8 protein-coding genes and 1 pseudogene are annotated in these 12,544 nt (G+C 55.8%); 3 read left to right on the forward strand and 6 right to left on the reverse strand.

Features of this window, described 5'->3' with window-relative positions:
- Positions 1-1,937: 1,937 nt before the first annotated feature.
- From AB8B20_RS16130 to AB8B20_RS16155, 6 genes are all read right to left on the reverse strand, one after another.
- Positions 1,938-2,663 (reverse strand): ABC transporter ATP-binding protein, encoded by a 726-nt coding sequence (locus AB8B20_RS16130; protein WP_439074662.1) that lies wholly within the window; start codon positions 2,661-2,663, stop codon positions 1,938-1,940.
- Complete coding sequence (locus tag AB8B20_RS16135; protein ID WP_439074661.1) at positions 2,650-3,438, reverse strand: ABC transporter ATP-binding protein; 789 nt, start codon at positions 3,436-3,438, stop codon at positions 2,650-2,652. The genes AB8B20_RS16130 and AB8B20_RS16135 overlap by 14 nt, the downstream gene beginning before the upstream one ends.
- Entirely contained in the window at positions 3,429-4,418 is a 990-nt protein-coding gene (locus AB8B20_RS16140) for a branched-chain amino acid ABC transporter permease (RefSeq protein WP_439074660.1), read from the reverse strand. The genes AB8B20_RS16135 and AB8B20_RS16140 overlap by 10 nt, the downstream gene beginning before the upstream one ends.
- On the reverse strand, positions 4,415-5,287 hold the full coding sequence (locus AB8B20_RS16145) for a branched-chain amino acid ABC transporter permease (RefSeq protein ID WP_439074659.1): 873 nt from the start codon (positions 5,285-5,287) through the stop codon (positions 4,415-4,417). Before AB8B20_RS16145 ends, AB8B20_RS16140 begins: the two co-directional genes overlap by 4 nt.
- A 1,075-nt stretch (positions 5,288-6,362) precedes the next feature.
- Positions 6,363-7,499: an ABC transporter substrate-binding protein gene (locus AB8B20_RS16150; protein ID WP_439074658.1), complete on the reverse strand. Its 1,137-nt coding sequence runs from the start codon at positions 7,497-7,499 to the stop codon at positions 6,363-6,365.
- 1,114 nt (positions 7,500-8,613) lie between these two features.
- The gene (locus tag AB8B20_RS16155; RefSeq protein ID WP_439074657.1) at positions 8,614-9,591 is read right to left on the reverse strand and encodes a TAXI family TRAP transporter solute-binding subunit; all 978 of its coding nucleotides are present in this window, start codon (positions 9,589-9,591) and stop codon (positions 8,614-8,616) included.
- A gap of 656 nt (positions 9,592-10,247) precedes the next feature.
- Here AB8B20_RS16155 and AB8B20_RS16160 point away from each other — a divergent pair.
- The 3 genes and pseudogenes from AB8B20_RS16160 to AB8B20_RS16170 all read left to right on the forward strand — a co-directional run bounded on the left by AB8B20_RS16160 (position 10,248) and on the right by AB8B20_RS16170 (position 12,300).
- The gene (locus tag AB8B20_RS16160; protein WP_439074656.1) at positions 10,248-10,496 is read left to right on the forward strand and encodes a hypothetical protein; all 249 of its coding nucleotides are present in this window, start codon (positions 10,248-10,250) and stop codon (positions 10,494-10,496) included.
- A pseudogene (locus AB8B20_RS16165) lies at positions 10,442-11,458 on the forward strand (IS630 family transposase); the annotation flags it as partial. The gene AB8B20_RS16160 and the pseudogene AB8B20_RS16165, both read left to right, overlap by 55 nt.
- Positions 11,459-11,679: 221 nt before the next feature.
- Positions 11,680-12,300, forward strand: a complete 621-nt coding sequence (locus AB8B20_RS16170) for a MarR family winged helix-turn-helix transcriptional regulator (protein ID WP_439074655.1) — start codon at positions 11,680-11,682, stop codon at positions 12,298-12,300.
- Positions 12,301-12,544: the final 244 nt, after the last annotated feature.

The following is a 12,544-nucleotide window of genomic DNA, read 5'->3' on the forward strand; positions in this document are numbered from 1 at the left end:
TCAGCATGGAGCTTAATCGATGGAGGTACCGCTCGCGCACGTAGCAGAGCTGGTTCGGCAACGGGAAAAAGCGTCTCACGAGCCTTCAGGAATCAAGATCGACGTCTCTTTGTTCGCGAGGAACCTGGATCGGGCCGGACGGTCTCGTGACGGTTGACATGTTACAGACCTGCCCGGACGCCGCATGCATAACCGCGCCTGATACCAACATTAGGCGCAGAATCCCCGTGCGCATTAATTGCTGCTGGCAGTTCATCTCAGCCCGGTGAGACCTAGGCACCGGGAGATTCGAAGGCTGAATGCGGCCGGGGGCATGGGCATTGAGGAGGCCAGCCTTCTGTAGCTCGATCATTCCTCTGGTTCGCCGAAGGGGGGTTACGTTTTGCGATCGGTTTACCACTCGGTGGTCGTTTCAGACATGTCGAATTGCAAATCGAGAGACTGGACGCCGTTAGAAACCAACGGCTTTCACAAGTTGTCAGACGGAAGGTAACCCTGACAAGCTTTGCCCCGGTCCGCTCCCTCCTGTCCCTACGTCTGCGAACGTGAGGAACAAGCGAAGCCAGCTGACTTAGGCCGTACGTTCTCCGCAACGACAAACGATAAATCACTTCCCGTAAGATCTAAGTCGGGCGCTCGAGCGCGGCGCCCAGCATGGGCGATGTACGCTTAGATCCCAGCTCCAAATAGCTTCCATGCATACGGACGGCATCTTTCCGGCCGGCGGGAAGAATCCTGTATGACCTACCGTTTCCGATGACGCTTACAACGATCGCGGTGGTCCAGCGTGTCTTAGGATTTCGCAACCGTCCCAACTCGGTTAGCTTGCACACGTCACCTATGCGCAGCTTCGGGGTCATGAACATACTCCCAATCACGACGAAATAGGTGTCAGCATCAAATGTTGCGAAAAGGTCGGCGGACGGAAAGGACACTCGTCATCTCGACTGCTGTTTCCAACCGATCCGCATGCGCGAGCAGACTTTCGCGCTCCTCTCCGAGAGGCAGAGCTTCTGCCCGCTCCCGCAAAAGACGAGCTTCTTCGGACTAAGATTTTAGAGTCGCTTGCATCGGCGTTGTTATCGCGGGTTATTATCGGTGAAAAAGCACTTAGCGCCCAGCAAGTGCAGGCGCAAGGTTAAGGGATATGGAACAATGGGCACCTGACCTACGGGTTCAGCTTGCACCCTCCAGCCGGCTGGCCACCTATAAGGCCTTCAATCACACTGGACACGCTGGTCTTCGTTCAGATCGCCGCGACCCTTCGCTTTTATATCGTCTACTTCTTCTTGATGAGCTGCAACCGCGCCGCGCCTTCTGGCGCGCCGTACCGCTTCGAATTTTCCGCTCGGCATGCTTGTTCAGTTTACTCAATATCTTTGATCGGTTCATTTTAGCTAAATGTATGCGGCGCTCTTAACGAGAGCAATTGTCATGCGGCACATGTACGGTCGATATCGAGCCCTAGTTGCTGCATTTGAATTTTTATGACTTTGAACGGCCCGTCAGACTTTTCGCAGCAGGGCTTCGGCAAGCTCGCGCCATCTATTTCGCGAGCCTGTTCGCCTTCGTGATCTGGATCGGGCTGCTGATTTATGACTGTTCTTTAGCGGCCTAAAGCCATTTACCGTCGAACAAGGAGCACCAAATTCCCGATATCGATGACGAGACGGCGGGCGGCGGGCGGCGGGCGGCGGCAACGAGCCTAGTGAACCGTTGTTGACCGTAGAGAACATTCTAATCGGTTGGAGCCTTGGCACCTGCTTTGCCCCGCGACAACTATGCCATTGCCCGTCATAACGATCTCGCTCGCAAGGATTGCGACGGCCCTTTCCCCGAGATGACAAGCAGCATAGATCTGCTCACCGAGATCAGGATTCGAACTGGCAGTCACGTTGAAACAGCGCTGAACCGTTCATCAATGTGATCGCAAATAACTATCCATCCCGAGCGCCCTTGTTGCCCCCCAGATAAGCATCCACAATTGTACGATCGTTGAGGAGATCAGAGCCCTTGCCTCGCAGCACGATCCGGCCGCTCTCGAGGACGCAACCTTTATCCGCCAACGACAACGCAAGCCGTGCATTCTGCTCAACCAAAAGCACGGCGAGCCCCTCGGCGTGAAGCTTGCTAACAATCGAGACCACCTGGTTGACTAGCATCGGCGAGAGCCCGAGAGACGGCTCGTCGAGGAGCAGCAGTTTTGGGCTTGGCATCAGAGCCCGGCCGATGGCCAGCATTTGCTGCTCACCGCCTGACAAATGGCCTGCCAGCTGATCGCGGCGTTCGAACAGGCGCGGAAAATACTCAAAGATTTTTTCTATTCCACTCCGGACCTGCCGGGCCGATGTTAGAAGATGCCCTCCGACCTGTAGATTCTCGTAGACCGTCATCATCGGAAACACGCCTCTCCCTTCCGGCGAATGGGTCAATCCGGCACGGACAATCGTGCCAGGTCGAGCATCACTGATGTCACGGCCACGAAACGTAAAGCGGCCGCTCCTCATGGGGATCGTTCCAGAAATCGCACGCAGCATTGTCGTTTTTCCGGCGCCGTTGGCGCCGACGAGAGTGACGAATTCGGCCTCCCTAACCTCAAGATCTATCGCTTCAAGAATGGGTGTGCGGCCATAGGATGCGCAAACATTTTCAAGCCGCAGCATCGTGCCCCCCCAAGTACGCTTCGATGACGCGCTTGTTGGAGCGTACGTCGGCCGGCGCGCCTTCTGCGATTTTGATTCCAGAAGCAATCACGACGATGCGGTCGCAGGTTTCCATAACGACACCCATATCATGTTCGACAAGCATGATGGACATACCGCGAGACCGTAGCGTTCGAAGCACCTGAACAAGTGCTTGCGACTCACTGGCGTTTAGGCCCGCAGCAGGCTCGTCAAGCAGCAGAAGCCGCGGCTCAGCACCCAGGGCAACAGCCAGTTCCACTAGACGCTGCTGCCCATATGACAGCGAACCAGCAATTGCGTGGGCCCTATCCGCGAGGCCAAGCAACTCCAGAATAGCCATCGCCCGCGCCGTCGTCTCGGCCTCCTCAAGCCGATGGCGGCGCGTCCTCAATAGCGCATCAAAAACATCTGCCCGGGTCACCCGGTACTGGCCCATTCTGGTGGCCTCCAGAACACTCACGCCGGAGAAGATTGCGGTCCGTTGAAACGTGCATACGATGCCACGTCTAGCGCGCTCATGTGCTGGAGCTTTCGACAGGTTCTCGCCATCAAACAAGATGTCCCCGGCCGTTGGTTTCATAAAGCCAGTAATCATCCTGAACAGCGTTGTCTTGCCAGCGCCATTCGGTCCGATCAGGCCGACAATTTCGCCATTGCTCACGTGGAGATCGACGTCGCCGATCGCGACCAATCCACCAAAAACCTTGCGAAGCTTGTCAACACGGAGGATTGCGTTGCTGGTTGCTACACCCATTTTCCAAGCTTTCGTTGCAGGAGAGATCCAAGCGAGGCAATCCCGTCAGGCAGGGCCATCACGCAAGCCATGAGAAGAATGCCAAAAATAGTCAGCCTGTAATCGCTGAGAACGCGTAACTGTTCGGGGAGAAACGTTACGAGCGCAGCCCCTAGCACTGGACCGAGTAATGTGCCCTTACCGCCGACAACAACCATCACGAGCATGGAAACCATGACATCGAAGCCCAGCAGGTCTGGCGTAATCACACCGACATAATGCGCGTAGAGCGCGCCGGCCCAGCCGGCCAAGCCGGCAGCCAGCACAAGCGCAAGCAGCGAGTAGTGAGGCGACGAAATTCCGATTGACGCGGCAAGCTGCTCGTTTTCTCTAAGGGCGATCAATGCCCTCCCTAGGCGCGAATGCACGATGCACCACAGCATCAAGAGGGTAAGTACGTCGCAGGCCGCCACAAGGTAGAAATATGACTGCTTGTCTGACAAAGCGAAACTGCCAAACGTCGGATAGTCAATTCCAAAGATTCCCGTCGGACCGTTCGTCAGCCAGATCCAGTTTATAAAAACGAGCTGGACGACGATGGCAAAGCTCAGAGTCACTATAATGAAATGGGCTCCGCGCAAGCGCAGCATCACCGGCCCCGTGACGAGTGCTATCGCAGCCGTCATGGGACCGGCCAATCCCATTGCGACTAAGACCGGAATTCCCAGCCTCTGGTTTGCAAGAGTCGAGGCGTAGGCTCCAATTCCGTAGAACGCCGCATGCCCGAGCGATAGTTTGCCTGCATATCCTGTGATCAGGTTAAGGCTCGAAGCAAGGATAATTGCAATTCCCGTTAAAATCGCGAGATGAAGAACGTAATCATCCGCCAAGAACGGAAAGAAAAATGCAGTCATCAGCAAAGCTGATAATCCGAGTGCTTTCATGACAGTGCCACGGGCACGGCTCCCAATTGGTTTCAATACGCCGGCCGGTATGCTCATCCGTCAATCTCCTCTCGTCCGAACAGTCCGTGCGGCCGCACGAGGAGCGCAAGAATAAGGATTAAGAAACTCACTCCGTCCTTGTAACCGGTCGAGATATATCCAGCAGCGAGACTCTCGGCTATGCCGAGCAGAAAGCCGCCCACGATCGCCCCCGGAATGTTACCCAAACCGCCAAGGATGACGACCGCGAAAGATTTCAAGTTGGCCAAACTTCCCATGTCCGTCGAAACGACAAACACGGCGCTTAGCATTGCCCCGGCTGCGGCCGCTAACCCCACACCAATGGCAAAAACGAGGCCGAATACTCGATTGACATCGATGCCTTGCAATGCAGCAGACTCACGAGCTTGGAATGTCGCACGCATCGTACGCCCAACCTTGCTGTACTTCATCACCACCGCAAGGATCAGGATGATGAGAGCGGCCGTTAGGAGAGTGAACACTCGAAGCGCGGTCACCTCAATTCCCCATATCGACAGTACACGTCCGGAGAATGGATCTGGAATCTGCGCAGGCTTCGGTCCCCAGATTTGCAGGACGATGTTCTGCATGGCAATGGAGAGACCCAACGTAAGAATAGCTGTGCTTAGCAGGTCGGCGCCCCGCAGCCGCCGAAGCAACAGCCACTCGAACGCGAAGCCAACGATGGCTACGCTCAACATGGCGAGCGGAATTACGATAAAAAGGCTGAGGTTCAGAGTAGCGGCTGCCCAGACGGCAATGTAGCCGCCCAGCATGTAAAATTCCCCGTGAGCGAAATTCACCACGCGCATCATGCCAAAAATGAGCGTTAGCCCGATCGCGATGAGGGCGTAAGTGCCGCCGATCACGATCCCGTTGGTGAGCAGCTGATCGAAAAGATTCATCTGCCGACACCCGCCAACGAGCCGCAGCGCTTCCACCGAATTGGTCTTGCTTGGGCCTGCGCTGATTGGGCTGCGCGGAGCGGTGCCAGCTGAGGCCTTCTATGTTCCTTCAAGAGGGCTTCGACGCCCTTGTCAGGCCGACTGAAACCAACTTTCATACCCCCTCCGTATAGTTCGCTAGTCAATTATTCGATCTCGAACTATTTGGACGGTAGTATAGCGCTGAGGTAGTGTCAATTGTCGATTACGAAGTAGTAGTCGGATGACGCTAGACCGGAATGGTTATTGAACGATGAGGACTACCGAACGGCTGGACGATGATCGACTGGGAAAATCGTTGAAATCGCAATCGCGTAGGCAACAAACTCCGAAAGGAACAACAGGACGGAGTTCGCGTGGCGACGGGACAAATACGTCAACGGGCAGCGCTAATCCCGTCCCTGACGCCATTCACGATGGGGTCTCGACGATTGTCTCGCAAGGGAACGCGAGAGACCCGACCTTGTCTTTGGTCCGATGACATTATTCGCGGCGCTTGCTCATAGCTAAAGTTTAGCGGCCATATCGACCGGTTGGTAGAGCGAAACGGATTGATGCGCGGCATCATGACGACTTTGCGCCGCTCCAGCCCGCCCTTCGGTTCAGACTGACTTCCAAGCAGCTCTCGGCTTCACTATTGCTGAGCGGTGCTGGTATGACGAGCAACTGGACAAAATCAAAAAGCTCAAGCTTGTAACACGTGTGCCAGAGCTAAGGAGCCGACGTGGCCTGCTGATTCAAATAACACGCAAGGGCGTCTCACTGGTTTACAAGATGCTGCCTGAGCTTTTGGAGCCCAACGGTCCAGCTTTGATTTCGGAGAACACACTTAAGCTCACTCCTCGTTCATCATCACATTCGCCGTCAGGTGGATACAATACGTTGGAAGGCGAGCGCTTTCGCAAGCGTGTTACGTCAAATGCCGATCGCTGCAGCAATCCACCCAAGCGTTGCTCCACCAAGACCTGCTATGCGAAAGTTGCCCTTCATCCTAATCATCTCCTCTCCCGCACGACCGCGGTCGCAATCTGAGGGTTTAAGGACTTGTCGGTACAATAGAGAGAACGATGGATCGCTTGTCCTTGTTCTCGCTGAGAACTGCGTTGGTATAGGCCTGGTGCTTGTCATCGAAACTGACGCGTCCCTGGACGACCTGTACGTCGGATTTCTCGAGCGCTTGGCGGATTGCCGATGGGTCCGCCCGGCCGGCCCTGCGAATGGCATCTGCGATCACGGTTACTGCATCAAAGCCGGAGACCGCGTATTTATCCGGCGGCACATGATAGACTTGCTCGTATGCTTCGACAAACGTTCGGTTCCTATCCGTCGCGATATCGGGGACGTACTGGGAGATGACTGTCCAGCCCATTCCAGATTGGCCAGCGCGCTCAATGAATGTGTTCGTAGGCCAAGCTCCTACTCCGAGGCGCTTCTGAGTGAGACCAAGTTCCTCGACCTTCTTTGCAATTAAGATTCCTTCGCGAGCATTTGCCGCCACGAAGATCGCATCAGGGGCCTTGGCTTTAATGGTCGTCAATGCTGCGCCGAATTCCGACTCTCCTGGCAAGAAATAGTCCGTAGAGACCACCTTGACGCCATTTGACTCCAGAAGGGAGCCGTTCACTTCAGCGGCCTGACGCCCCCACTCGTCATTCAACGCCAAGAATGCGATTGACCTGAGACCGAGCCGCTTGAGGTAAAACGGGACTGCAGCCTTTGCCGTCATCTCCTCGGTCGGCGGGAGACGGAAGAAGAACTCGTGTCGAGTTTGCGTCAAGCTCGGAGCACTCGAAATCCCAGTTACAAACGGGACTTTTTGACGCTCAGCAATGGGAAGCACGGCAGCCGTCGCCGCGCTACAATGTGCGCCAAGCAAGACCGGCACTTTATCGCGGACAAGCAACTTCTGCGCTGCGCTTACAGAGACGCTGGGCTTACATTCCCCGTCCTCGATCAACAATTCAAGCCTTGCGCTGCCCGCTTCGCTGGCGGCGTTAATCTGCCGGACGGCCAGCGCTGCACCGTTTCGGAACGACTCTCCATCCAGCGCCACAGGTCCGGTTACCGGCGAGATAACTCCAATCTTAACAGGCTCGGCAGCTTGAGCCGGCCCTGCGAACGCCAGCGCAGCGGCACATACAGCGAAGAAGGAACTATTTAAAGACCAAACCAAGATAACCTCCTCGTCTATTATTATTTGAAAGCAAATTATTCGTTGCCGAACTATTCTCAATCTAGGACCAAGGGAGGAGTGCTGTCAACATCGAGACGGCGCGGTCGCGTAGCTACCGCGGAGAGCGAACGGCTGACAGCCGTCACTCAAAGGTTCGATCGGCAGCTTCTTAGCGGCACTATTCACGAGCGGCCCAACTCTCCGCCTATCTGGGTCGCGACTTCGAAACGGTCCGATCTACATGCCAGACAAGTGAATTCCAACGTGGCAATGATCGCCATTATCAACATACTGGGCGGGCACGATCCATCTGAAGAACAGAAGACAGAATTACGAAAGTAGCTTCATCTGGTTTCCGCCTCGGATCTACGCACCTCATCGTTGCTCGATGTTATTCGCCGGCAAGGCGAGAGAGCAGCAGTCATTATCACCGGAGCCGCAGGCTACGGGACGAGACGGTCGAGCCGTACATTCCCGCCGGTGCACCGGCGCCTTTTCTTCACTAAGGCTTTGGGCCGCACTATCATGTACTCGCTGCCGCAGCGACAACGATTGGGCATGGGCGCGGCTTTTATGTCGCGCTGGACGCTAATGAGCTGAGCCCAAGCCGGGAAGAACTTTTGAAGTTATCGATGTCGGTTGTGCCAGCGCGCCAGCGGCGAGCGGTCGAACATAAGCTGATGCTGGGATCTCCTTGCCACAAAAATTCTGGTAATAGGGATTTCGACTCACCGCACGCATAGCGCCGCGTCGGGCGGGTCATAGGTGTACCGCGTGCAGGACTGCCGACTTACCGAAAAGCATGCCGGATGTGAGCACTGCGAGGCGCCGTCTGCACCCTTTTATTGACTTATGGCGCTGAAGTTGATGCAGCCATCCAAGCCACCGGCGGCAGACATCGAAGCCGCTGCTTGTGGGGATGTGTTGCTGCTTGACAACGAGATCGTCAAGACAAGCTGGAGGCCATCGCGAAGCGTTGTCCTCCAGCCTCTGTCGTTGCACACGTGCTCGCCGGTTCTTTTACGAGCACTTTTGCCGAAGCGCTCGCGCGAAAATTACGAGCTACTAATCGATTTGTCGCAATTTGACCGTTACCTCGATTGGGGCTGTTGCGTCACTTCTTGAAGCCCGCGTCCCTGAATGCTTTCTCCGCGCCTGGGTGCAGCGGAACTGCGTCGACATTCCAAGCCGAGCCTGGATCATAGGAACCTAACGGTGGATAAATGCCCTGCAAACGCGTTCGGTTTTCGATGATTGTCTTCGTGATCCGGTAAGCCAGTTCGTCCGGTAGTTGCGCCGAAACGATATAGAGATTTTTGTCTGTTGTGACGGGCAGGTCGCGATCTTGGAGGCCAGGATAAGTCCCTGCCTTCAGAATACCTTCTCCGTAGCCAAAACGGTCGCGCAGATGAGTTCGCAGATCATCCGGGAACGCAAGTAGTTTGACCCGTCGCGAGCCATCGGCGATCTGGCGCGCGACGCCGGAAGGTATCTCACCCGCGGTCCAAAAAACCTGGAATTGGCCGTCCTTGAAGGCCTGAATTAGGTCACCATACGTACCGATCGTGACCCGTCCGCCGTTTGCGGCGATATGGTCCGGCGAACTCCGATAAAATTCAAGAGCACGGACAAATGTCAAATATTCCGTCGTGGCCTGCGGTGTGACCCCATACGAGACCTTAGGATCTTGGAGCAACTCGCTCAACGACCGAGTCTCGTCGGCCGAAACATAGATCATGAATTGCTGTTCGATTCCGGTCGAACCTAGCGTTCTGAGCATGTCATGAGTACGGCTGTAAGGTAATTCGCCGCGCTTTGCGGCGCGGCTCAGAAAGTCAATTCCGATTCCAATCTGGCTGTCGCCAGATTGAATTCGGGTCGGATTGTCCTTGCCACCGCCTGGGAACAGCTCAAACGTAATGTCGGGGTTCTTTTCTGTGATCAACGCGGTGACGCCGGTAGACTGCGTGTGCCAAGCTCCGCCGGGAGATCCGGCCGCCCAGTTTAAACGATTAGTCTGCGCCGCGACCGATGAGGCGGCTCCAAGAAGAAAAGAAAGAAGAAGAAAGGACAACCGTACGGGCCGTAGCATGCGGAACCTCGTTCGTAAAAGGACTCTTTCGGCGCTAAATTTTACGCACATCGACGCTCTCGAGTGAGAAGCGAACTAGCACGTTGATCACTTCATATTGCCCCCGGCACTATATCTGAATGCAGAAGGCTTCGTCGTTTACTGCCGGCGCCTTGACTACGCTGGAGCCGTCTTGCGATTTTCGCCAATGACGGCGTTGTTGTAAGCTTGCGGCTTCTCGTTGAAGGTCACGGTGCTCTAAACGATCTTAAGGCAGGACTTTTCAAGCGCAGCTCTAATCTTGTCTGGATCGGCTTTGCCCCTCGCGCCACCATCTAAATGAATACGTGCCGTATCATGCGCCTTCCCTTGTATCACCTGAGACTAGCCGCCATGTTTATTCTACATCGTATATTTCGACGTAGAACTATTTGTAGACAGTTTCGTCACCGCGTGTCAATCGTCCCGCCACACAGCCGGCGATGCAGCCTTGATGTTCTCATCAAGGCCACTGCGAGACGTTACCTTGCCTACAACCCTGTTTCCTATCTGGTCTGGACAGCGTCACAGTGGTTATGACTGTTTGATAGTGAGCCCAGTCAGGATGGGTAGGCCTTCCGGAGCCAAGAGGATGTAGATCCTCGGGGGGACGCCGGGTTGATGGCGGATGAGGCCGTTTGTTCGAGCGTGAGGATCATCTGATTGACCGAAGGTGGGACGACCTGAAAGAGGCGCTGCATGTCGGCCTCGGCGGCCGGGTGTCTAAACATGAGCGCATAGGTGTAGATGAAACTCAGGTATTTACGTTGCTTTTCGGTGAACCCATGAACGCTGCGGCTCCGCGCGGCGTCTCGCCCTTGCTCAACATAGCAAGCGGGCCGCCCGCAAATTTAGGCGTGCCCAGATTTTACTGGCGGCTGATGTAGGCTGCAGCGACGAGGAAATTGCCCACGGTAACGGTGAGCGATTTCACCGTGTACCGGACCAAGCGGCGCTTCGTGAAGGCAATCTGGAGCGGGCGCTGAGCGAGGAGCCGCGTCCGGGGGCAGAGCGCGAGCTCACCGGCAAGGAGGAGGCGTTGATGGCGGCAACAGCTTGCGCCAATCCTCCACTGGACCCTGGAGCTTTTGGCCGGGCGATGGTGAAGCTTGCCGATCACGCGAGTATGTCAGGCGAGATGGTACGCCGGCGGTTGGCCGAAAACGGCCTTAAATCACTGCGCAAAGATATTTGATGCATTCCAAAGGTCGATGGCGAATACGTCGCCCGCAAGGAAGACGTGCTTGCCTGTTTGCCGAGACGCCTGCCCCCGACCGGCCGATGGTCTGCTTCGACCCAGCCCGGTCCAGCTCAACGGCGATGTTCGCCAGCCGATCCCGGTCGAGCCAGGCCAACTCGAACGCTAAGATTACGAGTATTGCCTCAACGGCACCGCCAATACCTTCGTCGTCTGCATCGACGTGAACAGACCCTGGCGCAAGGTCAAAGTCACCAAGCGGCGCACGCCGAAAAGTACGCTTACTGCATGCGCGAACTCGTCAATGTCCATTATCCGATGCCGCGTGCATCCAGCTCTGCAGGATAACCTGTCAACCCACTCCGCCGGCGCCCTCTATGAGGCCTTTGCGTCCGCCGAAGCCCGGCGACTTCTACCGCCTAGAGCTCCACTACACCCCCGAGCATGCCAGTTGGCTCAACATGGTCGAGATCGAGATTGGCGTGCTGCACGGTCGGTGCCTCGACCGCAGGATCGACGACCCGGACTGCTCCGCCGCGAAATCGCGCCTGGGAACGACGACGGAACGCCGCGACGCCCGCATTAATTGGAATCACAACCGGACAAAGCTCGCGCAAAATTGCTCTCGCCTTTCCCCGCCTTCTCGCCTGACGATTGTCTATTTCCTCAATAGACTGCTAGGTAGCACGAAAGGTTTTTTGCCCGCTTCAATAATCTGCTTCGTCTACGAATAGTTGGTTATCGATGTTTTAGCATACATTAGAGTTAGAATTCCAATTGGACTACTATGTGGGACGCAGCTTAATCATATTGCTGATCGCCTAAATGCAGCTTACCGACAAAAATCGCTAAAGCGATGAGTAGGAAACCGAATGACCAAGACGAAGAAGCTCGGCACGCCGGATCTTGGCGGAATGCCGCGCAAGAAGCCACCAACCGACCAGCCCGCCCACATGGGCGGTGCTGGGAAGAACAAACACATGACCGGAGAGGGCGTCGCGGCGATTATCTCTCGATGGGAGCAAGAAAGGCCAGACCTCGATTTTCGCCCAATGTCGCTCTTTGTCGCGCTGACGCGTAGCCACGACCTCGCGAGCAGCCAGATCGATCGGCTTGCGGAGCGTTTCGGCTTAACACGGGGAATGTTGGACGTTTTGGCAACACTCCGCCGCTCCGGGCCGCCGTATAGTCTGACGCCGAAACAACTTTCCGCGTCGCTCCTGCTCAGCGGAGCCGGGATGACCAGCCGTTGCGACAGCCTCGAGAAACTAAATCTGGTTGTCCGGACACCTGAACCTTCGGACCGGCGCAGCCTGCAGATCAAAATGACCAGGCGCGGCATCTCCATGGTGGACCGGATTCTTCCCGAACTACTCGAAACTCAACGCTCGCTTTTTGACTTCGGAGAGTCCAACGCCAGGCAGTTGCTCACACAACTCAAAGCCATGAACGAACATCTGACCGAACTTATTGAGGCCGCTCGCGACACGTGAGCAAGCGCGTCTCACTGCAGGTTTTGCAGCGGAATAGTTGTAGAATCTTATCAAAGACTAAGAACGCGATCAGCTCGTGAAAAACGTGTTTTCCGCGAAGCGGTCAGGATTTCGTCGTTACGTGCGCCATGGCTTTAGCCACAACCCATGTCTTGTCGAAATGCATAACGATACCCGCACTTCGTGCGCGGCGACATCCGGCGACAGGATGGGCAGGGCCTCGGCGAAGCGTTGACAGATCAGG

The sequence above is a fragment of the Tardiphaga sp. 866_E4_N1_4 genome (assembly GCF_052076075.1).
In the GTDB taxonomy this organism is placed as follows: Bacteria; Pseudomonadota; Alphaproteobacteria; order Rhizobiales; family Xanthobacteraceae; genus Tardiphaga; species Tardiphaga robiniae.